Genomic DNA, 24,583 nt, shown 5'->3' on the forward strand with positions numbered 1-24,583 from the left:
TCAGGGTCCGCGCGACTCGACGGTGAGCCCTTGACCAGCGCGAACACACGCTGATGCCGGGCGCGGATGACGCCCCCCTCTGCGCCGTCCGAGGCTTCCCCGACCCCGGCCAACGACACGGGACGATAACGAACAATGCACCCGCTATCAACTCCAGGCGCATTAGAAGCTTATTCCGGACAGCCCGCAGAGGCGGTCGGAGTGACCACGGATTGTCAGAAAAGCGGAAATGCGCTGGGCAAATACGAATCCCGGGATCGGCGAATTCCGCTGGTGTGATTCGTTCGTCACCAGGTGCCGAAGACAGCCTCTGTGGCCTCCGCCACGGCCGCGCACATGGCCTCCTCCGAGACCCCCTTCACCTCGGCCATGCACCGGACGGTGAGGGGTACCAGGTAGCTCGCGTTCGGCCGGCCGCGGTGCGGCGTGGGAGCGAGGTAGGGCGCATCGGTCTCGACCAGGATGCGGCCAAGGGGCACCTCGGCGAGTGCCTCGCGCAGCGGTGCGGCGTTCTTGAAGGTCACCGTGCCGGCGAAGGAGAGGTAGTAGCCGCGGCGTACGCACTCGCGGGCCATCTCGGCGTCCCCCGAGAAGCAGTGCATCAGCACCCGCTCCGGTGCGCCCTCCTCGGCGAGCACCCGGAGGACGTCGTCGTGGGCGTCGCGGTCGTGGATGGCCAGCGCCTTGCCGTGCTTCCTTGCCAGCGCGATGTGGGCCCGGAAACCGTCCTCCTGGACCTTCCAGCCCTCCTCGCCGGTACGGAAGTGGTCCAGCCCGGTCTCCCCCACCGCCCGCACGCGCGGGCTGGACCCGGCCAGCCGGTCGATCTCGGCCAGGGCCTCGTCGAGTTCACCAGCGGCCGCGAGGACCGGCACCTCGTTGGGGTGCAGGGCCACCCCGGCCACCAGCGCGGGGTGCTCCTCGGCGGCGCGTACCGCCCAGCGCGCGCCGGGCAGGTCGCAGCCGATCTGCACGATCCTCGGTACGCCGACCGCGGCCGCCCGGGCCACGGCCTCCTCGACCGGGAGCCACTGGCCGCCCGGACCGTCGGGGATGTCGAGGTGGCAGTGGGAGTCCGCGACCGGGACGGCCAGCGGTGGCGGCGGCTCCGGCCGGCTGCGGTCGCGGCGGTCCTGCCCGCCTGCCCGCTGCGGGGTCGGGCCCCCGCCCGGTTGGGGCGTCACGACGCCTCCGGCTCCTCGATCCGCGGGAACAGCGGCGCCCCCTTCGTGAGCACCGACCCCTCGGGCAGCTGACCCCAGTTGCCCGCCTCGGTGAGCGACTGCTCGGCCAGCGCGCCGACACTCTGCTCGGCGCCGAGCATCTCCCACAGCGCCGCCGCGCTGCGCGGCATCACCGGGTTGTAGAGAACGGCCACCGCGCGCAACGCCTCGGCGGCGGTGTAAAGGATGGTCGCCAGCCTGGCACGCGCCTCCGGGGAGTCGTCCTTGGCGACCTTCCACGGAGCCTGCTCCGTCAGGTATCCGTTGACGACGCCGACGAACGCCTCGACCGCGGCCAGCGCCTCGTGGAAGCGCAGCGACACCGCGGCCTGGTCGGCCACCCGTACGGTCTGCGTGAGGCGTTCGGCGATCACCTGCTCGGCCGGGCCGGCGTCGGCGGGAGCGGGCAGGCTGCCGTGAAAGTAGCGGCCCACCATCGCCGCGACGCGGGAGGCGAGGTTGCCCAGCCCGTTGGCGAGCTCGGAGGTGTAGACGGCGCTGAGGTGTTCCCAGGAGAACGATCCGTCGGAGCCGAACTGGATGGCCCGCAGGAAGTAGTAGCGGAAGGCGTCCGAGCCGAAGGTGTCGATGATCTGGCTGGGCGCGATCCCCGTCAACTTCGTCTTGCTCATCTTCTCACCGCCGACCAGCAACCAGCCGTGCGCGAACACCGTGGTCGGCAACGGAAGTCCAGCGGCCATCAGCATGGCAGGCCAGATGACCGCGTGGAAGCGCAGGATGTCCTTGCCCACAAGGTGGACGTCGGCTGGCCAGACCTGCTTGAACAGCAGGGGATCCGTGCGGTAGCCGGCCGCCGTGACGTAGTTGAGCAGCGCGTCGATCCAGACGTAGAGGACGTGCTCGTCGTCCCACGGGACCGGGATGCCCCAGTCGAAGGTGGACCGGGTGATCGACAGATCCTGCAAGCCCTGCTTGACGAACGCCACGACCTCGTTGCGGGCGCTTTCGGGCTGTACGAACTCCGGGTGCTCCTCGTACAACCTGAGGAGCTTGTCGGTGTAGGCCGACAGCTTGAAGAAGTAGTTGGTCTCCGAGAGCATCTCCACCGGCCGCCCGTGCACCGGACACAGCTTCTGGCCGTTCTCCCCGTCGATCAGCTCGGCCGGGAGCTTGAACTCCTCACAGCTCACGCAGTAGGGACCTTCGTACGTGCCGGGGAAGACCTCGCCGGCGTCGTACAGATGCTGCCAGAACTCCCGAACCCGCTCGGTGTGCCGTGATTCGGTCGTACGGATGAAGTCGTCGTTGCTGGCGTCGATCGTCTCCAGCACCGGCTTCCACGCCGTCTCCACCAACTGGTCGGCCCACTCGCGGGGCGTCACGCCGTTGGCCTCGGCGCTGCGCATGACCTTCTGGCCGTGCTCGTCGGTGCCGGTGAGGAACCACACCTTCTCGCCGCGCTGGCGGTGCCAGCGGGCCAGGACGTCGGCCGCGACCGTGGTGTAGGCGTGCCCGATGTGCGGCTTGTCGTTGACGTAGTAGATCGGCGTCGTGACGTAGAACGCCTTGCCGTCCTGACGGCTTGTGGTGGCATCGACCATGTCCGCGATCCTAGGGAACCCGTCGGTCACCGGCGACGGCGGCGGCGTAGACGACCCGCTTCGCCACTCCGGACTCCCGTGCGACCGCCGCGATCGCGTCCCTCCTGGACGAGCCGCCGTCCACCCGCTCGGCGACCATCCGGGCCAGCTCCGCCGGCGCCAGGTCCCGCGCCGCGGCCGCCGGGGCACCGCCGACCACGAGCGTGATCTCCCCGCGTACGCCCTCCTCGGCCCAGGCGGCCAACTCGCCCAGGCTGCCCCGGCGTACCTCCTCGTAGGTCTTGGTGAGCTCCCGGCACACCGCGGCGGCGCGATCCTCGCCGAACACCTCCGCCATCGCCGAAAGGCTCGCGGCCAGCCGGTGCGGCGCCTCGAAGAACACCATCGTCCGCCGTTCCTCGGCGAGCTCGCGCAGCCGGGCCGAACGCTCGCCGGCCCTGCGCGGCAGGAAGCCCTCGAAGCAGAACCGGTCGACCGGCAGCCCGGACACCGCCAGCGCGGTGAGCACGGCCGACGGCCCGGGTACGGCGGTGACCCGGATCCCCGCCTCCACCGCCGCGGCGACCAGGCGGTAGCCGGGGTCGGAGACCGACGGCATGCCCGCGTCGGTGACCAGGACGACTCTGCGGCCGGCGAGCAGCGCCTCGACGAGTTCGGGGGTACGACGGGCCTCGTTCCCCTCGAAGTACGACACCACCCGGCCGGTGGGGTGGACGCCGATGGCGGAGGTGAGCCGGTGCAGGCGCCGGGTGTCCTCCGCGGCGATCACGTCGGCGGCGGTCAGCTCGGCGGCCAACCGCGGCGGGGCGTCGTCGAGGGAGCCGATGGGCGTGGCGGCGAGGACGAGCACCCCGGCCTCCGCACCCGTCTCGCCGCCTGCCTCGGGGCCTGCGTCACGACTTGTCCCGGGGCCTGTCACGGGGCCTGTCCGACGGGGGGTTTGCGCACGGGCCGACACGCGCTCATCCTCGCATCGCGCCGGTCAGGCCGTTCCCACCTGGTGTCCGTACCATGAACCCCGATGACGACGACGGCCTCCGAGCGCGCCGCCGACGGGTCGCCCGGGCGGGCCGGCGACGCCCCCGCCGTCCCCGCCGCTGTGATGGGACGCGACCCAGACGGCAGACCCATTCCCCCGCTGCGCCAGCGGCTGTGCCCACCCCTGCCCGGCGACGGGTGGCGGGGCTGGATCGGGCCGTTGCTGATCACGGTGTTCGCCGCGGCGCTGCGGCTGTGGAACCTCGGCCGGCCGGCGAAGTTCGTCTTCGACGAGACCTACTACCCCAAGGACGCGTTCAGCCTCCTACGCTTCGGGGTCGAACACCAGTTCGTGGACAAGGCCAACGAGCGCATCCTGGCCGGGGACCTGAACGTGTTCGGCGAGCCCGCGTTCGTCGTCCACCCGCCGGCGGGCAAGTGGCTGATGGCGGTCGGCGAGTGGATGTTCGGCATGACGCCGTTCGGCTGGCGCTTCTGCGTGGCCGTGGCCGGTGCCCTGTCCGTGCTGGTGATGGCCCGCATGGTCCGGCGGCTCACCCGGTCCACGCTGCTCGGCTGCGTCGCGGCGTTCCTGTTCGCCGTCGACGGGCTGCATCTGGTGGAGAGCCGGATCGCGCTGATCGACCTGCCGGCGATGTTCTGGCTGCTGCTCGCGGTGGCCGCGCTGCTGATCGACCGCGACTGGGTTCGCACCCGGCTCGCGGACGCGGCCGAGCCGCTCGGTCGGGTCGCGCCCGGCACCTGGGGACCACGGCTGCTGTGGCGGCCGTGGCGGCTGGTGGCCGGGCTGTGCTTCGGGCTGGCCGCCGCCACCAAGTGGAACGCCGCCCTCGCGCTCGCGGCGTTCGGCCTGCTCACGTGGGCCTGGGACGTCGGCGCGCGGCGGGCGGTCGGTGCGGCGTTCGCGCACTGGATCGGGGTGGCCCGGCTGGCGCTGGACGCGGCGGTCGCTTTCGTCACGGTGGCCGGCACCGCCGCGGTCGTCTACGTCGCGTCCTGGGCCGGGTGGTTCGCCTCACCGGACGGCTGGGACCGCACCTGGGCGGCGTCCAACCCGGCGAGTGGCCTGGCCCGGCTCGTCCCCGACGCGGTCCGCTCGCTGTGGCACTACCACGCCGAGATCATGTACTTCCACACCCACCTGACGGAGAAGCACCAGTACGCCTCCTCGCCACTGGGGTGGCTGGTCATCGCCCGGCCGGTGTCGTTCGACTGGGCCGACAACATCGGCCCGAAGCAGGGCTGCCCGACCGATCGCTGCGTCCAGGAGATTCTCGGCATCGGTACGCCGGTCCTGTGGTGGCTCGCGGTGATCGCCCTGGCCGGCTGCCTGGTCTGGTGGGTCCTGGGCCGGGACTGGCGCTTCGGCATCCCCGTGGTGGGTGTGGCCGCGACCTGGCTGCCGTGGTTCCAGTACGCCAACCGGCCGATCTTCTACTTCTACGCGATCATCATCCTGCCCTGGATGGTCATCGGCCTGACCCTGATGCTCGGCAAGATGCTGGGGCCGCGGGACGCCTCGCCGCGACGCCGGATGTGGGGCGCCGCGGTGCTGGGCGGGGTGACGCTGCTGGTGCTGCTGAACTTCGCGTACGTCTACCCGATCCTCACCGACCAGGTGATCCCGTACGACACCTGGCTGCGGAGGATGTGGTTCCGCTCCTGGGTCTGAGTGCCTGAGCGCCTGACCGTCCGGCTCGCCGTCCGCCTGATACCGGCCCCGTCCGTACCCGACGAGGCCGACGCGGCGGTCCGCGGCCTGCTCCCACGTGCCGACCTCGACCTCCTGCACGATCTCGCCGGGAGCCGGCGGCGGACCCCTACCCTCCAACGTGTTCTGGCCGGTGACCAGGTTGGAGGTGACAGCAGTCGAGGCATCGGAGCAGGTCGGCCGCGCCTGGTCGAAAGCGGTGGCTCTCGCGGGTAGGCGCCGGACCTGAGGGAACGCGATCGAGGAGGGCCAGCGAAAACCGACTGCGGACGTGGGCGTCCGGGTGACATGATCCCCGCGAGTTGACGATCGGGGAGGTGCAGTGGCCGGGAATTCGAACACGCATGGCGAACCGCGGATCGCGCTGCTGCACTGGCAGCTCGACGTCGCGTGGTCCCTGCTCGAGGTCCACCTGAGCGACCTCGACGATGCGGCCTACCTGTGGGAGCCGGCTCCCGGAGCCTGGACCGTACGCCGGGGACCGGACGGGCGGTGGACCGCCGACCGCCCGATGACCGACCTTTCCGTTCACCCCGAGCCGGCCCGCACGATCGGCTGGCTGACCTGGCGGCTCGGTTCCTGGTGGGCCGAGACGTCGGTCCGGTGCTTCGGCTCGGGGTCCGGCGGCCTCCGCTGCCCCGACGGGCCGGCCGACGACCGAGCCTCCGACGGCGACTGGCCCGGAGACGGCGAGGCGACGCTGGACTGGCTGCGCTCGGTCCGGGCCGGCTGGTGCAGCGGCCTGAGCGCCCTCGACGACGCCGACCTCGACTCCACCGCACGGGCGGAGTGGCTGCAGCGGGGAACCCGGCCGTTCGGGTACGTCGCCGCCTGGGTCAACACCGAGGTCACCCGCTACGCCGCCGAGATCGGCCTCCTCAGGAGCCTGCACCGGGCGGCCACCGATCCGTGGCACCGGCCGCGAACCGGTCGCCGCCCCGGGCCGGGCTGGCACCGGCACACCGCCTGACGCGTACGGGACCTTCGGCTCTACGACCTGCCCGGTGGCCCTCGTGACAGTGAGACCAGCCCGCGCATCCGAGGTCCGGCTGGAGTGAGATGACCGTCCACGTCGGCGACCGCATCGTCCTGGCCCACGAACCCCACCGTGCGCGCCGCCGGCACGGGACCGTACGCGAGGTGCTGGGCACCCCCGAGTCGCCGGAGTACCGCGTGGCCTGGGACGACGGGCACGAGTCGTTCATCTGCCCGGGGCCGGAGGCCATCGTCCTGCCCGCGGGGACCGACGACACCGACGACACCGCGCGCATTCCTGAGGCGAGAAGCGAGGAGGGCCAGGGCTCGGTAAGAGTGGGCCGGCACGATCCGGTCGAGCGGATCATGCGTTCTCCCGTACGCACCGTCGACGCCACGAGCACGCTGCGGACGGCCGCCGAACTCCTCGCCGAGGCCGAGGTGGGCGCGCTCGTCGTGAACCGGAACGGCGTACCCGTGGGCATCCTGTCCGAACGCGACATCGTCCGCGCCCTCGCCGGTGGCGGCGACCCGGACGAGGTGTGGTCCGCGGACGTGATCGGCATGGACACCGTGTGGGCCAGCCCGAGCGACCCGATCCTGCAGGTCGCCGGGCTGATGCGCCGGCACTACGTACGCCATGTGCCCCTGCGTACGCGAGTGCATCCGGCGGTCGTGGGCATCGTGTCCGCGCGCGACGTTCTCGCCGTGCTCTACGACAGCCGTTGAGTTTCAGGCCGACCGCCGAGCACTACGCCGGCCGCTGTGCCCCGTCCAGCCGGCGAATCTCGGCGATCACCAGGTCGAACACCTCGTCGACCGCGCGGTCGGCGAGCACGCTGGTGGCCTCGCCGGCTTCCTCGGCCCCCGCCTCCACGGAGAAGACCACGACCCGGGGCGGCAGGTGCAGGGACGTGAGCACGCCCATGACCCCGCCGGGCCCCGTCGTTCCCGGCTCGGGCAGACCGGGCCCGTGGGTCTCCATCACCGACTGCCGGATCGAACCCGGCGTGCCACCGGCTCTTGTCGACTCGACCATGATCAGCTCGGCCAGGCCGCTGTCCGCGCTCAGCAGGCGTACGGGAAGATCGGTGCTGGCCAGTACCTGCACTCCCTCGACGCTCGTCCGCTCACCGGACGCCCGCTGACCCGGGACCGGCTGCCCCCCGGTCAGCCGGTCTCCGGTCAGCCGCGCCACGATCCGCGGGCCGACGTCCCAGACAGCAGGCCCGGTGCCCCCACTTCCCACGACTGCGACGGTCAACATCGGACCCTCCCCCGGCTTCGGGCCGCTGCTGGCGCAACTTCACAACGCGGCAAGGGAAACCCCTCTCGCCCGCGGCGCGGCACTGCATCGTTCACCCCCGCTGCCGTGCCGCTGCGCCGAAGGGTTTCCCTTGCCACCTCACTTCAGCATCGGGCGGGACGGCTCAGGAGAGTCGTTGGTCACCGCGCCGAGGGACGTTCGGCTGGCGCGTCCCGGTTTGCCGGAACGCTCACGCTTGCCCGCCTCGTCACGCCGGAGCTTCCGCCATCGGGCCCGTGATCGCCGCTCGCGAAGATCACCAGCTGGTGGCGAGCGGCATTCCCTCGGCGAAGCCGGCCGCGGTCTGCACGCCGACCACCGCGCGGGCGTGGAACTCCTCGATGTCGGCCGCACCGACGTAGGTGCACGAGCTGCGTACGCCGGCGACGATCCCGTCCAGGACGTCCTCCACGCTCGGCCGCTCCGGGTCGAGGTACATCCTGGAGGTGGAGATGCCCTCGCCGAACAGGCCCTTGCGTGCCTGCTGGAACGGTGTGTCCTCCGCGGTGCGCAACGCGACCGCCCGGGCGGAGGCCATGCCGAAGCTCTCCTTGTAGAGCCGGCCGTCGGTGTCGCGGTGTGCGTCACCGGGCGACTCGTACGTTCCGGCGAACCACGAACCCACCATGACGTTGGACGCCCCGGCCGCCAGGGCGAGCGCCACGTCGCGCGGGTGCCGGACACCGCCGTCCGCCCACACGTGCTTGCCGAGCTCCCGTGCCCGGGTGGCGCACTCCAGCACCGCGGAGAACTGCGGCCGGCCCACGGCGGTCATCATCCGGGTCGTGCACATCGCGCCCGGTCCGACGCCGACCTTCACGATGTCGGCGCCGGCCTCCACCAGGTCGGTCACCCCCTCGGCGGTGGCGACGTTGCCCGCGACGACCGGGACCTGTGGGTCGAGCCGGCGGACGATGCGAAGCACCTCGAGGGTGCGTTCCTGGTGGCCGTGCGCGGTGTCGATCACGAGGACGTCCACCCCGGCGGTCAGAAGCGCCTTCGCCTTGGTCTCGACGTCGCCGTTGATGCCGATCGCCGCGGCGATCCGCAGCTTCCCGGCGGCGTCGACGGCCGGGGTGTAGAGCGCGGCCCGCAGGGCGCGTTCGCGAGTGAGGAGCCCCACGATCCGGCCGTCGTCGCCGACGACCGGAGCAAGCCGGTGCCGGCCGTCGTGGAGTGTGTTGAACGCGTCCTCGGCGTGGATGCCGTCGGGCAGGGAGAGCAGTTCGCGCGACATCACCGAGGCCAGCTGGGCGAACCGGTCGACGCGTTCGAAGTCGGCCTCGGTCACCACCCCGACGGCCCGGCCGTCCTCGACCACGACGACCGCGCCGTGGCCGCGCTTGGGCAGCAGGTTGAGCGCCTCGCCGACCGTGCCGGACGGCGCCATCGTGATCGGGGTGTCGTACACGGTGTGCCGGTCCTTGACCCAGCCGACCACCTCGGCCACCACCTCGACGGGGATGTCCTGCGGAATCACCGCCAGTCCGCCGCACCGGGCGATCGTCTCCGCCATCCGCCGTCCGGACACCGCCGTCATGTTCGCCGCGACGATCGGGATCGTCGTCCCGCTGCCGTCGGACGTGGCGAGGTCGACGTCCAGACGGGAGGAGACGATCGAGCGGTTCGGGACGAGAAAGACGTCGCTGTAGGTGAGGTCCTGCTCGGGGACGCGGTCGTGGAGGAAGCGCACATCCACCTCCTTGGGCGGCGGCTGGGAGTCGCCGGAGACGACTCGGGACACCTGAAGATTACGGCGCTCGCAGGCCGGCGCGAACGCCACGGCAGGACTACCCGGACCCGGTCCACCTTGCCCGGGTGCGCCCCGGAACGGCACGGTCACGCAAAGCTTCGCGGTGTCTGCGGGGCGAAGGTGGGGCTTCCGGGCCGGGTGACCGCGACGGGCCGCGGTGCAAAGGTAGGACGCGACCCGCGGGCCAGACCCGTGACGACCAGCGAAGGTGGAACCCATGACCCCCGAGTCCACGCCGGGAACCCGCGACGGGCAGCGTTCCCCGTCCGCGGTGCGCACCGCGGAGTACCCCTGGATCCACGCCGACGGCCGGGTGACCTTCGCCGTGCCGGCGCCGTCCGCCCGTACGGTCGAACTTCAGCCGGGCGGCCACGAGAGCGGACTCGCCGCCGGCTCGACGCTGCCGTTCACCCGCGGTGAGGACGGCCTGTGGATCCTGACCGTCCCACCGGTCAGGCCCGGCTTCTACTACTACTGGCTGCTCGTCGACGGTGTACCCACCAACGACCCGAACACCGAGACGTTCTTCGGGTACGGCCGGCCCACCAGCGGCCTGGAGGTGCCCGACCCCGGCAGCGACTTCCACGACCTGCTGGACGTGCCGCACGGCGAGGTGCGGACGCGGTGGTTCCACGCGGCGACCACCGGCCGCTGGCGGCGCTGCCTGGTCTACACGCCTCCCGGGTACGACGACGATCCGGGCAGGCGCTACCCCGTGCTGTACCTGCAGCACGGCGCCGGGGAGGACGAGCGCGGCTGGACCATGCAGGGCCGGGCCAACTTCATCCTGGACAACCTCCTCGACCGGGGTGCGGCCGAGCCGATGATCGTGGTGATGAACAACGGGTACGCGCTGGAGCCGGGCGAGGTGCCGGCCACTTCGGGGTCCATACCGGAACTGTCCGAACGCCTGCTCAACGCGTTCGGCGACCTGCTCGTGCGTGACGTCGTACCCATGGTCGACGCCACCTACCGCACCATCCCGGACCGGAGTTCGCGCGCCCTGGCCGGGCTGTCCATGGGCGGCCGGCAGGCGCTGTCGGTCGGGCTGGCCAACCCGGACACCTTCGCGAGCGTCGTGGCGTTCAGCGCGGCGTTGTTCGACCCGCTCGATCCGGAGACCGCCTTCGGCGGCGCGCTGGCGGACGCGGACGCGTTCAACGCGCGGACCAGGCTGCTGTGGCTGTCCGCCGGCACCGGCGAGCAGCGGTTCGACGAGGCGCTCACCTCCATGGAGTCGGTGCTCGCCAAGCAGGGCATCCGCCACCACACCTATCGGTCACAGGGCACGGCACACGAGTGGCAGACCTGGCGGCGAAGCCTGCACAACGTCGCCCCGCTGCTGTTTCGCGGCTGACGTACCCCGTCTCCTCAGCCGCCGTCGGGTTCTTCGCCGGTCCCGATGACGATCCCAAGGGCCCCGGCCAGGGCGTAGCTCAACGCCACCAGGTCGTCGGGATCGATCACGGCTCCGCGCAGGTTGGCCACGCCGCGCACGCCGGCGAGTACGCAGTTGCGCAGCCTGGCGCCGGTCAGGTCCGCCTGGGCGAACTGCGCACCGGACAGGTCGCAGTCGTCGAAGCGCGCGTTGCGCAGGTCGGCGTTGGTGAAGTCGACCTGGGTCAGCCGGCAACCGACGAAACGCACCGCGGTCAGCGTGCAGAACCGGAACGCGGACAGGTCCAGCCTGCACTGGTCGAACACGACGTCGCGGATCGTGCCGTCGGTCCAGTGCAGGCCGGTGGTGCGCAGACCCCGCAACTCGCATCTGATCAGCGAGGAGTTCGTCGTGACGAGGTTGGCGAGGTCGCAGCGTTCGAACCGGCAGTCGGCGAACGTCGACTTCGTGAGCACGCCACCGCGGAGTTCGACGCCTTCGAAGAGACACTCCTCGACGTCGCAGGAGGTGACGTCGCGCTCGGCGAGGTCGAGGTCGGTGTAGACGAGCCGGCGCAGGTGGCCCTCGTCGGCCAGGTCGTGGTCCGGCAGCACCGCGGGGGTCAGGTTCTTCGGCAGCCGGGGCCTCGCCGGCCGGCGGCGGGCGGGGCGCCCGGATCGGGCAGGGGGCGGCATGCGCCGACCCTACGAGTCACCACCCCCGGAATCGGCCGGGACACCAGGGCTGGTCCAGCCTCTGTATGCCGTACTGGCAATATACCCTGCCGGTGATATATGGTGACGCACGTCAGAGCCCGCAACCTCGCGCCAAGCGCCGAGAGACAGGAAGAGCGATGTCCGCAGACCGTGTACGAACAGCGAACGGCGAGATCAGCTCCCGGGCGGACGGGACGGCGACAGTGCGGTTCGAGCGTCGGCTGGCACATCCGGCAGCTGCGGTGTGGCGGTCGCTGACACGTACTGAGCATCTTCGGGTGTGGTTCGTGGAGATCCTGGACTACGACGCGTCACGGCTGCACTTCGCCGAGGGCGCGGAGCTTCGATTCGTTCCCAAACCTGACACCGGGCTGCCCGAGGGACACGGCGAAGTCCTCCGATGCGACCCACCACGCCTGCTGGAATACACCTGGGATCAGGAGACGCTGCGGTGGGAGATCCATCCCGACGGCGACTCCGCCTGCGTGCTGGTGTTCGTCAACACGGTCCCCGGTCCGGAGATCGCGGCGCAGGTCGCGCCAGGTTGGCAGACCGGACTGGACCGGCTTGCCGACTCACTGGACGCGTAGAGAGTCACGTGTGGCGGCGACGAGCGCCTGGTCCCCGTTCCCCTCGCCGCGGACGCCGTGTCCACAGGCGGAACCACTCAACATCCACCGCCGTCGCCACCTCCACCGCCGTCGCCACCTCCACCGCCGCAGTCCCCGCCCCATCCCCCACCGCCATCCACGCCGCCCACGTAGCCACCGCCGGTGTCCAGACCCCCGTGTCCCGAAGGCGAGCCGCGTGGCGTCGCGCGGGTGAGCGGCCGGCTCGCGCCACCGCCGTGCTTGTGTCTCGGCCCACGGTGTTTCCGATCGTGACGCGGCTTGCGGCCACGCGTGAGCAGGAGCACCACGATCGCCGCCGCGATCCCCACGCCCACCCAGTAGAGGCTCATGGCAATGAGAGTGAGCGCACGTGACGGCGATGTCCATGGCCGGACGAGACGGGCCGAGGTGGTTGCCACCCGGTGACCGGTGCCTTGTCGGTGTCGGCGGCAGCTGGGAGGCTTCGTCCGTAGCGTTCCTCCGGCGTCAGGAACAGGCATCGATGGAGAGCATCACCAAGAACCGCCAGTCCCCCCGGACCCTCAAGGCGATGGTCGCGCGCGCCTACGGTCCGGACCAGGTGCCGGCGGACGGCGACGGCTGGGTGAGTGAGCTGGGGCACGGCTGGTTCAACGTGGCGTACCGGATCCGTCTGCGTGACGGCTCCAACGTCGTCGTCAAGATCGCGCCTCCGGCCGGGGTCGAGGTGATGACGTACGAACGCGGTGCGATGGCCGTCGAGCTGGCGGCGCTGCGCCTCATCCGGGAGCAGACCACCGTGCCGGTGCCGACGGTCGACTTCGCCGACAGCAGTCACGAGCTCTGCGACGCCGACTACTTCTTCATGCCGTACATCGACGCCGACAACCTCGGCATCGTCAAGGAGAACTTGACACCGGCCTGTCTGGGCACGTACCAGGAGGCGCTCGGTGCGGCCAACCGCGAGCTCAACTCGATCCGTGGCAGGGCGTTCGGGCCGCTCGCCGGGCCTGGTGAGCCGAGTTGGCGCGTGGTGTTCACCGGGATGTTCGAGGACGTGCTCGGCGACGGCGAGCGCCGCCAGGTCGACCTCGGATGGGACTACGACGTCGTGCGCGAGGTGTTCGCCGACAACGCCGGCTCGCTCGAGGAGGTTGTCGAACCGCGGTACGTCGAGTGGGACCTGTGGGACAGCAACGTCATGGTCCGCGACGGGAAGATCATCAGCATCATCGACCACGAGCGCGCCTTCTACGGCGACCCGCTGATCGAGGCGGGTTTCGTGCCCACCCAACTCGCGGCGTTCGGTGACGCGACGGCGTTCATGCGCGGTTACGGGCAGGGCAAGCTCACCGAGACCGAGCAGGTTCGCCGGCGGCTGTACTGCCTGCACCTGGCGCTCATCATGGTGATCGAGACCGTCTACCGCGGGCACACCGACAGCGGTCAGTACGACTGGGCGCGCGAGCAGGTCGCGGAGCTCATGGGCCGGTTCGGCCACCGTTCCCGGTGAGGGCGCGGTGACCGCACCCCCGGACAGGCGTTCGCGGATCGACCACGCGTCAGCGCTGGGCGCCGCGCCCGTCGGCCGACTGCTGTGGCACGCGTGCTCCCAGACCACGCTGTCCGTGGGTGTCTACGGGATCTACGCGCTGACCAACGCGTGGTTCGTCGCGCGCGGGGTGGGCGCGCTCGCCATGGCCGCGGTCAACCTGGTCACTCCCGTGTTGCTGGTGCTCGGGGCGGTGTCGACGACGGTCGGGGTCGGCGGCGCCTCGCTGGTGTCACGCAGCCTCGGGGCGAACGATCCGCGGACCGCCGCGCGGGCTGCCGGCAACGCGTTCGTGGTGTTCTGGACGACCGCCGTCGCGGTGACCGTCGTGGGGCTGGTCGCGCTGGGTCCCCTGCTGACGCTGCTCGGCGCGGTCGGGAGCACGCGCACCCTGGCAGCCGAGTACGCGGTCGTCATTCTCGCCGGGGCGATCTTCTCCACCGGATTCTCCAGCCTGGTAAGGGCCGAGGGACGGATGCGCTTCTCGACCATGCTGTGGCTGGTTCCGATCCTGGTGCAGATCACGCTCGACCCGCTGCTGATCTTCGGAGTTCACCTCGGTGTGCGCGGCGCGGCGCTCGGCACCGTCGGCGGGCAGGCGGTGTCCGCGGTGATGAGCATGTGGTTCTTCTTCGTACAGCGGCACCGGCCTTACCGGATCGGCCTGGCCGACCTGCGGCCGCATCCCCCGACCATCCGCGCCCTGCTCGGCGTCGGCGCTCCGTCGTTCCTCGCGGGCTTCGGTGCCACGATGCTGGCGGTGCTGGTCAACACGACGCTCTCGCGGACGGGCGGCGCGACGGCGCTGGCGGCGTTCGCCGTGTGCGCGCGGATCCAGACGTTCGCGATGATGCCCCAACTCGGCATCAGCCAGGGCCTGCAACCGGTGGCCGGCTACAACGCCGGGCGCGGTTTGTACGACAGGGTGCTGCGCGCACGGACTCTTTCCCTGCGCGCCACGGTCGGCTACGGCGTACTCGTCCTCGTCGCGGTCGTCGTGTTCGCCGGCCCGCTCGTGGCGGCGTTCGTCGACGACGCAGGCGTCGCGGCGACGGCCCGCAACGCCCTGCGCATCATCGCGCTCGGGTTCGCCGTCGCCGGGGTGGCGCCACTGGTGTCGGCGTACTTCCAGTCACTGGGGCGACCGCGGCCGTCGTACCTGATCTCGATCGGGACCATCCTGGCGATCAAGGTCCCGCTCGTGCTCGCGCTCAGCCACGCAGGTTCGTCGGGCGTGTGGGTCAGCCTGGCCGCGGGCGAACTCGTGTCGGCCCTGGCCGCGCTGGTCGTCCTGCGACGGGTCCGACTCGATGGTCGAGGGTACTGGACACGCTCGCCGGATGGCTGAGGCAATGTCTGGTGGCCTCGCGAAGCCGGTGCGCCGGGGAGACACGGTGGAACGCGGGCTTCGGCGTGGAAGCCCCAACGCGCATGCTCTGCTGCGGCACCTCGTTCGACGGCAACCGGGACGTCGGCATCCTCGACTGGGACAGCATCGGGCCTTCCGACCGGGTGTGGGATCTGGCCTACGCGGCGCACCAGTTCGTGCCCTTCCACCCTCCCGCGGGCCTGAAAGCGTTCGGCTGGCACACCGAGCCGGACCGCGCCGCCCGGCTGAGGATGTTCGCGGAGGCCTACGGCTGTGGGTGACGCCCGAGGAGATCGTCGACCTCGCGGCACTCAGGTTGCTCTCGACAGGGGCCTACATCGAACACCAGGTTCGCGCCGGTGACCCGAGCTTCGAGGTACACCGCGAGGAGGACCACGCGCGGGGCTACCGGATCGCGGCCGAGTTCGTGCTGGCCAACCGGCAAGCACTGCTCGGCCGAACGCGATCTGCTCAGTCCCTGACCACCTCGTAGGTGAGGTGCGTCGCCCGCGGTGATGCGGTGACCTCCCGCTGGATCAGAGTCATCGGACCGACGAGTTCGAACAGCCGCGTGCCGCCGCCGAGCACCAGCGGCGACAGGTGGATGCGGAGCTCCTCGACCAGCCGCGCCGCCAGGCACTGGTCGATGACGTTCGCGCCACCCATGACCACGACATCCTTCTCGCCTGCGGCCCCCCGGGCCTGTTCGACGGCGGCCGCCACTCCCTCGGTCACGAACCGGAACCTGGAGGTGAGCCGCACCTGCGCAGGCTCTTCGTGGGTGACGACGTAGCACGGCGGTGCGGCCGACTGGTCCTGGTCGTGTCCGTACCCGACGTCGTCGCTCCAGCCGTGAGGCCCGTCCACGATGTCGTACAGCCGACGGCCCATCACCACCGCACCGGTCTGCTCGAAGCTGCGCACCAGCACCGCCTCGTCGGTGGCTGAACGGGGCTCCTCGAGCACCCACGCGTGGATCGCCTCGCCACCGATGCCGAGGCCGTGCTCCAGGTCCACACCGCCCGCGGTCACGTATCCGTCCAGCGACATGGAGATGTCGGCGATCACCTTGCTCATGTTCACTCCTCAGGGTCCGTTGCGGGCGTAGACCCGCCAGGTGTGCACAACTCATCGGTCGCGGTCAGGCTGTGCCGCGCGATGCCGAGCGCCGACCGATCCCGGTCGTCGGAAGGAAACCGGGACGGCATCGCTGTAACGTCGCCGGGCCGCGTTCTCAGGGGGCTTCGGGTGTCGGTGCAACAGCTCAGTGTGCGGGGACATCGAGACTTCCAGCGACTGTGGGCCGGCATGGCCGTCAGCCAGCTCGGCTCGGCAGTGGGCGGAGTGGCTCTTCCGATCGTCGCCGTCACGGACATGCACGCGTCGACCTTCCAGATCTCCCTGCTCGCGGCGTTCACCGCGGTCACCACCGCCCTGCTCGCGTTTCCGATGGGCAACTTCGTGGAGTTCCGGCGCAAGCGCCCGGTGATGATCGCAGCCGACGTGGCCCGTTTCGTGAGCCTGGCGAGCGTCCCGCTGGCCGGCCTGTTGCACGCTCTGACGTTCGCCCAGCTGTGTGTGGTCGCGGTGATCAACGCCACCAGCGGTATCGCCTTCGGCGGCGCGGCCCAGGCACACCTGAAGGCCCTGGTGTCACCGGAGCGTCTCGTCGACGCCAACGGACGACTGGAGTCCACCAACTGGCTGCGCATGTCGGTCGGTCCCTCACTGGGGGGTGCGCTGGTCGGCCTGCTCACCGCGCTCGGCACTCTCCTGATCGACGCCGTGTCGTTCCTCGCCAGCGCGCTGGCCGTCCGCCTGATCCGTCAACCCGAGCCTGCGCCGCCCGTCCGCGACGGCGAGCGGTCCCGGCGCAGCGAACTCGCGGGAGGACTGCACTTCGTCTGGGGACACCAGGCCCTGCGCAACATGCTGATCAGCTGGGTCTGTTTCGCGGGCGCGACAGCCATGTCAGGGCCCGTCACCACGATCTTCTACCTGCGCGAACTGCACTTCACGGCTTTCCAGTACGGCCTGCTGATGGGGTTGCCGTCCCTGGGCGGTGTCGCCGGAGCCCGGCTCGCCCGGAGGATGGTCGCCCGTTTCGGCCCGGTGCGCGTCCTGTGGTGGGCCAGCCTGCTCCGAGGGCCGTGGAACTTCCTGATCCCGCTGGCCACACCCGGCCTGGCCGGTCTGGTCCAGTGCGGGATCGGCTTCGCGGGCCTGCTGTTCTTCGCCGCGATGGCGAACTCCACCATGGCGAGCTACCGCCAGCTCACGACCCCGAACCACCTGATGTCACGCGTGTCCACGCTCTGGGTCTTCGCCACCACAGTTGCGCAGCCGCTGTTCATCCTCGTCGGCGGGCTGATGGCCGCCCAGCTCGGCTCGCGGGTGACCCTGGTCGTCTCCGCGATCCTGGTGTGCGGTACGGCGTTCCTGCTGCCACGGCAGGAGATCACCGGCCCGTGAACGACGACGTAGCTTCCCGGCTCGTGCACGGTGCCTCTATGGTGAGCCGATGACGTCGGTCAGGCAGGTCCAGGTCACCTTCGACTGCGCGGAACCCGAGCGTGTCGCTCGCTTCTGGTGCGAGGTGCTGGGGTACGTCGTACCGCAGCCACCGGAGGGGTTTGCCAGCTGGGACGACTTCGACCGCACGCTGCCGGCTGAGCATCAGGGTTCGGCGTTCGCGTGCGTCGATCCCTCGGGGGTGGGCCCTCGGCTGTTCTTCCAGCGCGTCCCCGAAGGCAAGGTCGTCAAGAACCGGCTGCATCTTGACGTACGGGCCGGCACCGGGCTCGTCGGTGCGGAGCGCCTGGCCGCGCTGGAGTCCGAATGCACCCGACTGCTCGCGCTCGGCGCGGTGCGGGTGCGGCTCCTCCCCGCCGACGACCACAACGAGTCGTGCATCGTGATGCAGGACGTCGAGGGAAACGAGTTCTGTCTCGACTGAGGGCGCGGGGCAGTCGCCGGCAAGGGGGACCGATGAGGTCGTACCTTCCGACGAACGCGCGAAGGCCCTGCCGGGTGATCCCGACAGGGCCTTCGACCTGTGGTGGAGCTGAGGGGATTTGAACCCCTGACCCCCTCGATGCGAACGAGGTGCGCTACCGGACTGCGCTACAGCCCCATCCCGTGTCACGTCCCCGCGGTGTGCGGCGCGGGCGGCGAACGACCAAGACGATAGCACGCGCACTCACCCAGAACGCCACCGCGTCCGCTGCCCCGCCGGGGACGAACCGACCGGAATCCGGCTCAGTCGCCCACTGCTCGCCGGCCGGCGTCGCCGCTGTCCCGCTCACCCTGGCCGGTCCGCCGGTCCGCGTCGGAACGATCACCGGCGCCGGACTCGTCGAGCAGCATCTTCGGCGCGTCGTCCGGCCGGGTCAGCAGGCCGTCGGCAGGCGTTCCGGCGGCGGCCCAGATGCCCGACTGGGCGAGATCTACCGTACGAACGGTCCGTGGCGCCTTGGCCTTGGTGACGTACGTCGGCAACGGCACCCGCACCGGGTCCCAGAGTTCGCCGGACGGCACCGCCGGTCCCAGCGACACCTGACTCGGCGCGACCGGGACGGGCGTCTCGACGGCCGGGCCAGGCGGCGCGGAGGGGACGGACGGTACGGACGGTGCATAGGCGGCCGCGGTCATCGGGGGCGTCTCGACGGTGACGTCCCGGCCCCGATCCTGGTCGAAGGAAGGGCGGGCCTGCCGCTCGGCCTCCCGGTCGACCCGGCCTGCGGGTGTGCTCCACGTCGCGTCCCGTCCTGCGACCCGGCCTGGGTCGTATGTCCCGCCGGCGCCGGCCCGCGCGGCGCGAGCAGGCATCGCGTGCCGGGAGACGGTCCGCGGCGACGGCGCTTCGCGGCGGTCGTCGAACCCGCGACTGTCGGTCGTGCGCCGGGCAACGGGCTCTTCCGCCCACCGGCGCGCCCGCTCCCGTCGGGCAGCAGCGGCCGAGACCACCAGGAACCCGGCGGTCAGCCCGACCGACACCAGGACACTCCACCAGCCGACGACGCCGGCCATCGACAGGACGGCCGCCAGCGTGGTCAGGACGGTGAGCAGGAAGAGCGTGCGTCTGCGGCGGGCTGCCGCGGAAACACCCGGAGCGCTTCCCCGCCGGTGCGCATGCGCGTAAGCCGGTGAGAACTCCGGAGAGGTCGAGGAGGTGCGCTGCGGTGGCACCGCAACCTGCCCACCAGACTCGGCCGGACGGGCACTTTGACGGCGAGCCAGCACGCGCGAAGTCGACGGGACGTCCTCGGAAGGGACGTCGTCGACCGGCCGCGCGGCGGTCGCCTCGTCGTGCCGACGTAACCAGAGGGGGACGAGGTAGACGGCCCACGCAGCCACGATCGCTGCATAGATCAGGCCAGTACCCACGCGTACGAACGTACGCAAAGAATCATGGAATCAGGCGCAAGTAACACGGTGTGTCGCCGGACTCGCCCGAGACTTGTCCCGGAGTCGTGCCGGACACGTCCCGGACTCGGCTCGGGTTGGTCCGACGTCGCGGCGTACCCCCTCCGGACTCAGCCGGGCGGCGCGTTGCTGCCGTGTTGCTCGGAACTCCCCCGCTGCTCCGGCGGGGTGCTTCGCTGCGCACGGCGCCAGCGGTTCAGCAGACCCTCGGGCACCTCCTCGGCGTTCAGCGCGAACGCCAGATGGTCGCGCCAGTCGCCGTCGATGTGGAGGTAACGCGGACGCAAGCCCTCCTTGCGGAAGCCGAGCTTCTCCACCACCCGAAGGCTGGCGGCGTTCTCCGGGCGGATGTTGATCTCGATCCGGTGCAGACCGAGAACGAAGAAGCAGTGGTCGGCGGCCAGCGCCACCGCGGTCGGCATGATGCCGCGCCCGGCGTAGGACTGGTCGATCCAGTAGCCGATCTGCGCCCAGCGGGCCGAGCCGAGTGTGATGCCGCTGACGGTCAACTGGCCGACGAGGCGTTCGACCTGCGTCCCCCGTCCGGGCGAGCCCGCCGGCACCGGCGGCTCGGTGTAGGTCACCACGAACGGCAGGCAGATGCCGGCGCGCGCCTGTGCCCGCAACATCCGCACCATCGACCGGAACGTGCGCGGACGCGGCTCGACGCCCGCCGGTGGCGTCGCCTCCCACGGCTGCAGCCAGCTGAGGTTGCGCGCGCGGACGTCCCGCCAGGCCCGTGCGTCGCGGGTCCGCAGCGGGCGCAGCCCGACAGGTCCCTCGGAAAGCCGTACCGGCCAGGTCCTGGTCAGCGTGCACCTCCCGCGTGATCGCCCCGTACGTGATCTTTGGGTACGTGGTCGCCGCCGGCCACCTGGTCGACGGCATGGACGAGCACCGGTGCGAGCACCGCCAGGCCGTCCCGCGCCCCTCCGGTCGAGCCCGGCAGGTTGACCACGAGGGTTCTGCCCGCGAGCCCGGCAAGACCGCGGGACAGGCTCGCCGCGGGTACGCCGTGCCCGAGACCATATGCCCGGATCGCCTCCGCCAAACCCGGAACCTCCCGGTCGAGCAGCGGCCGGGTGGCCTCCGGGGTCCGGTCGGTGGGGCTCAGGCCGGTGCCGCCGGTGGTGAGCACCACGTCGTACGCCGCGGCGACGGCCTCCCGCAGTGCCTGCCCGACGGGCTCGCCGTCGGGCACCACCCGTGGTCCGTCCACCTCGAATCCGAGGCCCGCCAGCCCCTCGACCAGCACCGGACCGGCCCGGTCGGCGTAGACGCCCGCGGCCGCACGGTTGGACACCGTGACCACCAGCGCTCTCACGAGGGCCGCCGCCAGTCGCCGGACACTCCGCCGGCCTTCTCCTCGACCCGGACGTCGGTGATCACCGCACCCGGGTCGACGGCCTTCACCATGTCGACCACGGACAGGGCCGCCACCGAGACGGCGGTGAGCGCCTCCATCTCGACACCGGTCCGGTCCGCGGTGCGTACGGTCGCCGCGATCTCCACCGCGTCGTCGGCCACTGTCAGGTCGACCTTGACACCGGTCAGTGCGATGGGGTGGCACAGGGGTACGAGGTCGGGTGTCCGCTTCGCGCCCATGATCCCGGCGACCCGGGAGACGCCGAGCGCGTCGCCCTTGGGCACGCCGTCACCGCGCAGCAGCGCGACGACTTCCGCGCTGACGAGCACCCGCCCGGTAGCGCGCGCCGTCCGGGCGGACACCTGCTTGCCGGACACGTCGACCATCCGGGCCTCCCCGGACTCGTCCACGTGGGTGAGACCACGGGGCCGTGCCGGTCGCCGAGCTGGTTCGGACATCCCGCCGCCTTCCTCTCGCTCAGCCGGACGACTGCCCGCCCGCGTCCTCGGCATCGAGCAACATGACATCCAGGGTCGCGCCCTCCGCGACCTGGGTGACGTCCTCGGGCACGATCGCGAGCGCGTTCGCCCCCGCCAGGCCGGCCACGAGGTGCGAGCCGGGCCCGCCGACCGGGGCCACGTGGGCGCGGCCGTCCTCGCCGACGGAGTAGTGCACCCGGGTGTACTGCCGCTTCCCCTCCGGCGAGGTCCACCCACCGGTCGCGGTGGCGGTGACCGTCGGCGCGACGTGCGGGGCGAGTCCCAGCATCTTGCGCAGCACCGGCCGCACGAACACCTGGAACGAGACGTACGCGCTGACCGGGTTGCCGGGCAGGGTGAAGATCGGCGTGGCGTCCTCACCGACCACCCCGAACCCCTGCGGCTTCCCCGGCTGCATCGCGACCGTGCTGAACTCCACCGTGCCGAGCCGGCTCAGCACGGCCTTGACCACGTCGTACGCACCGACGCTGACCCCGCCGCTGGTGACCACGAGGTCGGCCCGGATCAGCTGGTCCTCCAGCACCCGCACGAACTCCCGCTCGTCGTCGGGCACGCCGACAACGCGGTAGGCGATCGCGCCGGCCTCACGGGCAGCGGCAGCCAGGGTGAAGCTGTTGGAGTCGTAGATGGCGCCCACGCCGAGCGGCTGACCGGGTTCGCGCAGCTCCGAGCCGGTGGAGAGGACGACCACGCGAGGCCGCGGGCGTACCCACACGACGTCGCGGCCGACCGAGGCGAGCAACCCGATCTGGCGGGCGTCGAGCCGGGTACCGGCGCGCACCAGGAGCTGACCGGTGCGGACGTCCTCTCCGCGCCGCCGGATGTAGTCCCGCTCGCCGGGGGCGCGGGTGATCGAGACCTTGGCCACGCCGCCGTCGGTCCACTCCACGGGGACGACCGCGTCGGCGCCGTGCGGGATCGGCGCGCCGGTCATGATCCGCAGCGCCATCCCGGGCGCCAGCGCCAGTGCCTCCACCCCGCCGGCCGGCAGGTCACCGCTGACGGGCAGCACCACCGGGGAGCCCTCGCTCGCGGTCTCGACGTCCTGGCGGCGGACGGCGTACCCGTCCATCGAGGAGTTGTCGAACGACGGAAGGTCGAGCCCGGCCTCGACGTCCTCGCACAACGCGCACCCGTGCGCATCAAGGAGGTGCTGCTGGAACGGCGGCAGCTGCTGGACGGCGGCCAGCGCCTGGGCGAGGTGCTCGTCGACGGTTCTCACCGCGGATCCTCCGATCTCACCGCACGTACCGCGCGTCCTGTCCCGGCCGGGGCCTTCTCCACGACCCTGGCGTCCTGCTACCTGCCGTGCCTATTCGCCCTGCCTGGTTGCCCTGCCTGGTTGCCCTGCCTACTTGCCCTGCCGCCGGCCGCTCCGGCCGTTCTGCCCGTCCTTCTCCGCCACGAACTCCCGCAGCCAGGACAGGAACTCCGGTCCGAGGTCGTCCCGCTCGGCCGCCAGCCGCACCGTCGCGCGGAGGTAGTCGGCGCGGTCGCCGGTGTCGTAGCGGCGGCCGCGGAAGAGGACGCCGTGCACCGGGCCGCCTTCCTCCGCCTTCCGCCCGGCCAGCGTGCGCAGGGCGTCGGTGAGCTGGATCTCCCCGCCGCGCCCGGGCTCGGTCTCGCGGAGTACGTCGAACACCTCCGGCGCCAGCACGTAGCGGCCGATGACGGCGAGGTTGCTCGGCGCCTCCGACGGGTCCGGCTTCTCCACCAGGTCGGTGATCCGGACGACATCCTCGCGGTCGGTCGCCTCGACGGCGGCGCAGCCGTAGAGGTGGGCCTGGGACGGGTCGACCTCGATCAGCGCCACGACGCTGCCGCCCTTCTCGCGCTGGACGTCGATCATCGCGGGCAGCAGCGGGTCACGCTCGTCGATGAGGTCATCGCCCAGCAGGACTGCGAACGGCGAGTAGCCCACGTGCGGCGCGGCGCACAGGACCGCGTGTCCCAGCCCCTTCGGCGCACCCTGCCGGACGTAGTGCACGTCGGCCAGCCGGCTGGACAGCTGCACCTCGGCCAGGCGTTCCTCGTCGCCCTTCTCCCGCAGCGCCTCCTCCAGCTCCCACGCCCGGTCGAAGTGGTCCTCCAGGGCGCGCTTGCCGCGGCCGGTGATCATCAGGACGTCCTCGAGTCCTGCGGCGACGGCCTCCTCCACGACGTACTGGATCGCGGGCTTGTCGACTACCGGGAGCATCTCCTTCGGCGTCGCCTTCGTCGCGGGCAGGAAGCGGGTGCCGAGCCCAGCGGCGGGGATGACGGCCTTACGGACTGCGGCGGAAGCGGAGTGACCCATGCGCCGAACCCTAGTGGGTGTAGGGGTATTCGCTCCGGAGCACCGCCGAGCCTGGCCGTTGATCACTGCGCGTACAGCTTCGCCTACCGCGGTCGGTCACGATCTGTAGACACTGCCGGAAAATTTGCGCACGGTCGGTTTATCCGGTTGGTCATTTCCCGGAAGTGATGCGGTCACCCGAAGGTTGAGAGAAGATAACGAACCATGCAGGCCGAGAGCTTCCCGCCGCCTGACAGGCAGCTTGCCAAGGAGAAGATGCGCCGCCGCGTACTGGCCCGGCGGGCTCGGCTGCGTCCGCCCGACCTGCAGGCGGCGGCCGTTGCGCTTCGTGACGTGCTGCTCAGCGTGTCCGAGGTGAGCAGGGCTGCCGTCGTCGCGGCGTACGTCGGGGTGGGCACCGAACCCGGCACGGGTCCGTTGTTGGACGCACTCCGCCAGCGCGGCGTCCGGGTCCTGCTGCCGGTCCTCGAGCCCGACTTCGACCTCGACTGGGCGGTCTACACCGGACCCGACGGGCTGGTCCGAGCGCCGCGCGGCCTGCTCGAACCGGCCGGCCCACGCCTCGGCCCCACCGCGGTCGGCACCGCCGACGCCGTCCTCGTGCCGGGGCTCGCCGTCGACCGCTCCGGCATGCGGCTCGGCCGCGGCGGCGGCAGCTACGACCGGGTGCTCGGCCGGGCCGCCCGGGAGGCGTTCCGTTGCGCGGTCCTGCACGAGGGTGAGCTCCTGGACGACGACGTGCCCGCCCAGCGGCACGACCAGCGGGTGCAGGCGGTGGCGCTGCCTTCCGGGCTGGTGCGCTTCCCCCTCGCCAGGCACGAGAACACGCTCAGGGCCTAGGGTCCGTCCTGAGGTCCGCCGT

26 protein-coding genes and 1 tRNA gene are annotated in these 24,583 nt (G+C 71.4%); 12 read left to right on the forward strand and 15 right to left on the reverse strand.

Features of this window, described 5'->3' with window-relative positions:
• Nucleotides 1–287 precede the first annotated feature (287 nt).
• The 3 genes from BLU27_RS00510 to rsmI form a co-directional block, all read right to left on the reverse strand.
• On the reverse strand, nucleotides 288–1,094 hold the full coding sequence (locus BLU27_RS00510; protein ID WP_422386117.1) for a TatD family hydrolase: 807 nt from the start codon (nucleotides 1,092–1,094) through the stop codon (nucleotides 288–290).
• 86 nt (nucleotides 1,095–1,180) lie between these two features.
• A complete protein-coding gene (gene metG, locus BLU27_RS00515; RefSeq protein ID WP_092649528.1) occupies nucleotides 1,181–2,785 on the reverse strand; it encodes a methionine--tRNA ligase in 1,605 nt (534 codons plus the stop codon).
• 10 nt (nucleotides 2,786–2,795) lie between these two features.
• Entirely contained in the window at nucleotides 2,796–3,635 is an 840-nt protein-coding gene (gene rsmI / locus BLU27_RS00520) for a 16S rRNA (cytidine(1402)-2'-O)-methyltransferase (protein ID WP_197681844.1), read from the reverse strand.
• Between the two features lie 171 nt (nucleotides 3,636–3,806).
• Here rsmI and BLU27_RS00525 point away from each other — a divergent pair, with 171 nt between their 5' ends.
• The 3 genes from BLU27_RS00525 to BLU27_RS00540 all read left to right on the forward strand — a co-directional run bounded on the left by BLU27_RS00525 (nucleotide 3,807) and on the right by BLU27_RS00540 (nucleotide 7,199).
• Nucleotides 3,807–5,456, forward strand: a complete 1,650-nt coding sequence (locus BLU27_RS00525) for a dolichyl-phosphate-mannose--protein mannosyltransferase (protein WP_092649531.1) — start codon at nucleotides 3,807–3,809, stop codon at nucleotides 5,454–5,456.
• A 361-nt stretch (nucleotides 5,457–5,817) separates the two neighbouring features.
• Complete coding sequence (locus BLU27_RS00535; protein WP_092649535.1) at nucleotides 5,818–6,465, forward strand: DinB family protein; 648 nt, start codon at nucleotides 5,818–5,820, stop codon at nucleotides 6,463–6,465.
• 89 nt (nucleotides 6,466–6,554) lie between these two features.
• Entirely contained in the window at nucleotides 6,555–7,199 is a 645-nt protein-coding gene (locus tag BLU27_RS00540) for a CBS domain-containing protein (protein ID WP_092649537.1), read from the forward strand.
• Nucleotides 7,200–7,221: 22 nt separating this feature from the next.
• On the opposite strand, the gene BLU27_RS00545 is transcribed toward BLU27_RS00540, so the two are convergent.
• Nucleotides 7,222–7,737, reverse strand: a complete 516-nt coding sequence (locus BLU27_RS00545; RefSeq protein ID WP_092649539.1) for a hypothetical protein — start codon at nucleotides 7,735–7,737, stop codon at nucleotides 7,222–7,224.
• A 295-nt stretch (nucleotides 7,738–8,032) separates the two neighbouring features.
• Nucleotides 8,033–9,469, reverse strand: a complete 1,437-nt coding sequence (locus BLU27_RS00550) for a GuaB1 family IMP dehydrogenase-related protein (RefSeq protein WP_092656953.1) — start codon at nucleotides 9,467–9,469, stop codon at nucleotides 8,033–8,035.
• Nucleotides 9,470–9,746: 277 nt separating this feature from the next.
• On the opposite strand from BLU27_RS00550, the gene BLU27_RS00555 reads away from it, so the two are divergent.
• Entirely contained in the window at nucleotides 9,747–10,886 is a 1,140-nt protein-coding gene (locus BLU27_RS00555; protein ID WP_092649541.1) for an alpha/beta hydrolase, read from the forward strand.
• A gap of 14 nt (nucleotides 10,887–10,900) precedes the next feature.
• Here BLU27_RS00555 and BLU27_RS00560 read toward each other — a convergent pair whose 3' ends face one another.
• On the reverse strand, nucleotides 10,901–11,602 hold the full coding sequence (locus tag BLU27_RS00560) for a pentapeptide repeat-containing protein (protein WP_092649543.1): 702 nt from the start codon (nucleotides 11,600–11,602) through the stop codon (nucleotides 10,901–10,903).
• Between the two features lie 158 nt (nucleotides 11,603–11,760).
• On the opposite strand from BLU27_RS00560, the gene BLU27_RS00565 reads away from it, so the two are divergent.
• Nucleotides 11,761–12,213, forward strand: a complete 453-nt coding sequence (locus BLU27_RS00565) for an SRPBCC domain-containing protein (RefSeq protein WP_092649545.1) — start codon at nucleotides 11,761–11,763, stop codon at nucleotides 12,211–12,213.
• Between the two features lie 77 nt (nucleotides 12,214–12,290).
• Here the strand turns inward: BLU27_RS00565 and BLU27_RS29450 are convergent, their stop codons facing one another.
• Complete coding sequence (locus BLU27_RS29450; RefSeq protein ID WP_092649547.1) at nucleotides 12,291–12,584, reverse strand: hypothetical protein; 294 nt, start codon at nucleotides 12,582–12,584, stop codon at nucleotides 12,291–12,293.
• Nucleotides 12,585–12,736: 152 nt separating this feature from the next.
• Between BLU27_RS29450 and BLU27_RS00575 the strand changes: the two genes are divergently transcribed.
• From BLU27_RS00575 to BLU27_RS00590, 4 genes are all read left to right on the forward strand, one after another.
• Nucleotides 12,737–13,726 (forward strand): phosphotransferase family protein, encoded by a 990-nt coding sequence (locus tag BLU27_RS00575; RefSeq protein ID WP_092649549.1) that lies wholly within the window; start codon nucleotides 12,737–12,739, stop codon nucleotides 13,724–13,726.
• Between the two features lie 7 nt (nucleotides 13,727–13,733).
• A complete protein-coding gene (locus tag BLU27_RS00580; protein WP_092649551.1) occupies nucleotides 13,734–15,113 on the forward strand; it encodes an MATE family efflux transporter in 1,380 nt (459 codons plus the stop codon).
• A gap of 65 nt (nucleotides 15,114–15,178) precedes the next feature.
• Nucleotides 15,179–15,415: a hypothetical protein gene (locus tag BLU27_RS00585; protein WP_157728123.1), complete on the forward strand. Its 237-nt coding sequence runs from the start codon at nucleotides 15,179–15,181 to the stop codon at nucleotides 15,413–15,415.
• Complete coding sequence (locus tag BLU27_RS00590; RefSeq protein WP_092649555.1) at nucleotides 15,412–15,627, forward strand: hypothetical protein; 216 nt, start codon at nucleotides 15,412–15,414, stop codon at nucleotides 15,625–15,627. Before BLU27_RS00585 ends, BLU27_RS00590 begins: the two co-directional genes overlap by 4 nt.
• On the opposite strand, the gene BLU27_RS00595 is transcribed toward BLU27_RS00590, so the two are convergent.
• Complete coding sequence (locus BLU27_RS00595; protein ID WP_092649557.1) at nucleotides 15,606–16,211, reverse strand: dihydrofolate reductase family protein; 606 nt, start codon at nucleotides 16,209–16,211, stop codon at nucleotides 15,606–15,608. The two genes, BLU27_RS00590 and BLU27_RS00595, sit on opposite strands and share 22 nt — an antisense overlap.
• Before the next feature lie 192 nt (nucleotides 16,212–16,403).
• On the opposite strand from BLU27_RS00595, the gene BLU27_RS00600 reads away from it, so the two are divergent.
• Together BLU27_RS00600 and BLU27_RS00605 are read left to right on the forward strand one after the other, a co-directional pair.
• The gene (locus BLU27_RS00600; RefSeq protein WP_277869324.1) at nucleotides 16,404–17,606 is read left to right on the forward strand and encodes an MFS transporter; all 1,203 of its coding nucleotides are present in this window, start codon (nucleotides 16,404–16,406) and stop codon (nucleotides 17,604–17,606) included.
• 49 nt (nucleotides 17,607–17,655) lie between these two features.
• Complete coding sequence (locus BLU27_RS00605) at nucleotides 17,656–18,090, forward strand: VOC family protein (RefSeq protein WP_092649559.1); 435 nt, start codon at nucleotides 17,656–17,658, stop codon at nucleotides 18,088–18,090.
• 100 nt (nucleotides 18,091–18,190) lie between these two features.
• Here the strand turns inward: BLU27_RS00605 and BLU27_RS00610 are convergent.
• The 7 genes from BLU27_RS00610 to galU form a co-directional block, all read right to left on the reverse strand.
• A tRNA-Ala gene (locus BLU27_RS00610) sits at nucleotides 18,191–18,267 on the reverse strand.
• Nucleotides 18,268–18,392: 125 nt separating this feature from the next.
• Complete coding sequence (gene sepX, locus BLU27_RS00615) at nucleotides 18,393–19,520, reverse strand: divisome protein SepX/GlpR (RefSeq protein ID WP_092649561.1); 1,128 nt, start codon at nucleotides 19,518–19,520, stop codon at nucleotides 18,393–18,395.
• Between the two features lie 149 nt (nucleotides 19,521–19,669).
• Nucleotides 19,670–20,371 carry a GNAT family N-acetyltransferase gene (locus BLU27_RS00620; RefSeq protein WP_092649564.1) on the reverse strand — a complete coding sequence of 234 codons (702 nt, stop codon included), beginning with the start codon at nucleotides 20,369–20,371 and terminating at the stop codon, nucleotides 19,670–19,672.
• Nucleotides 20,368–20,883, reverse strand: a complete 516-nt coding sequence (locus tag BLU27_RS00625; RefSeq protein WP_197681622.1) for a MogA/MoaB family molybdenum cofactor biosynthesis protein — start codon at nucleotides 20,881–20,883, stop codon at nucleotides 20,368–20,370. The genes BLU27_RS00620 and BLU27_RS00625 overlap by 4 nt, the downstream gene beginning before the upstream one ends.
• A complete protein-coding gene (gene moaC / locus BLU27_RS00630) occupies nucleotides 20,880–21,383 on the reverse strand; it encodes a cyclic pyranopterin monophosphate synthase MoaC (RefSeq protein ID WP_092649566.1) in 504 nt (167 codons plus the stop codon). The genes BLU27_RS00625 and moaC overlap by 4 nt, the downstream gene beginning before the upstream one ends.
• 19 nt (nucleotides 21,384–21,402) lie before the next feature.
• On the reverse strand, nucleotides 21,403–22,647 hold the full coding sequence (glp, locus tag BLU27_RS00635) for a molybdotransferase-like divisome protein Glp (protein ID WP_092649568.1): 1,245 nt from the start codon (nucleotides 22,645–22,647) through the stop codon (nucleotides 21,403–21,405).
• Nucleotides 22,648–22,776: 129 nt separating this feature from the next.
• Nucleotides 22,777–23,721 carry a UTP--glucose-1-phosphate uridylyltransferase GalU gene (galU, locus tag BLU27_RS00640; protein ID WP_092649569.1) on the reverse strand — a complete coding sequence of 315 codons (945 nt, stop codon included), beginning with the start codon at nucleotides 23,719–23,721 and terminating at the stop codon, nucleotides 22,777–22,779.
• A 204-nt stretch (nucleotides 23,722–23,925) separates the two neighbouring features.
• Here galU and BLU27_RS00645 point away from each other — a divergent pair, with 204 nt between their 5' ends.
• Nucleotides 23,926–24,561 (forward strand): 5-formyltetrahydrofolate cyclo-ligase, encoded by a 636-nt coding sequence (locus BLU27_RS00645; protein ID WP_241827707.1) that lies wholly within the window; start codon nucleotides 23,926–23,928, stop codon nucleotides 24,559–24,561.
• Nucleotides 24,562–24,583 lie beyond the last annotated feature (22 nt).

The organism is Actinopolymorpha singaporensis (assembly GCF_900104745.1).
Taxonomy (GTDB): Bacteria; Actinomycetota; Actinomycetes; order Propionibacteriales; family Actinopolymorphaceae; genus Actinopolymorpha; species Actinopolymorpha singaporensis.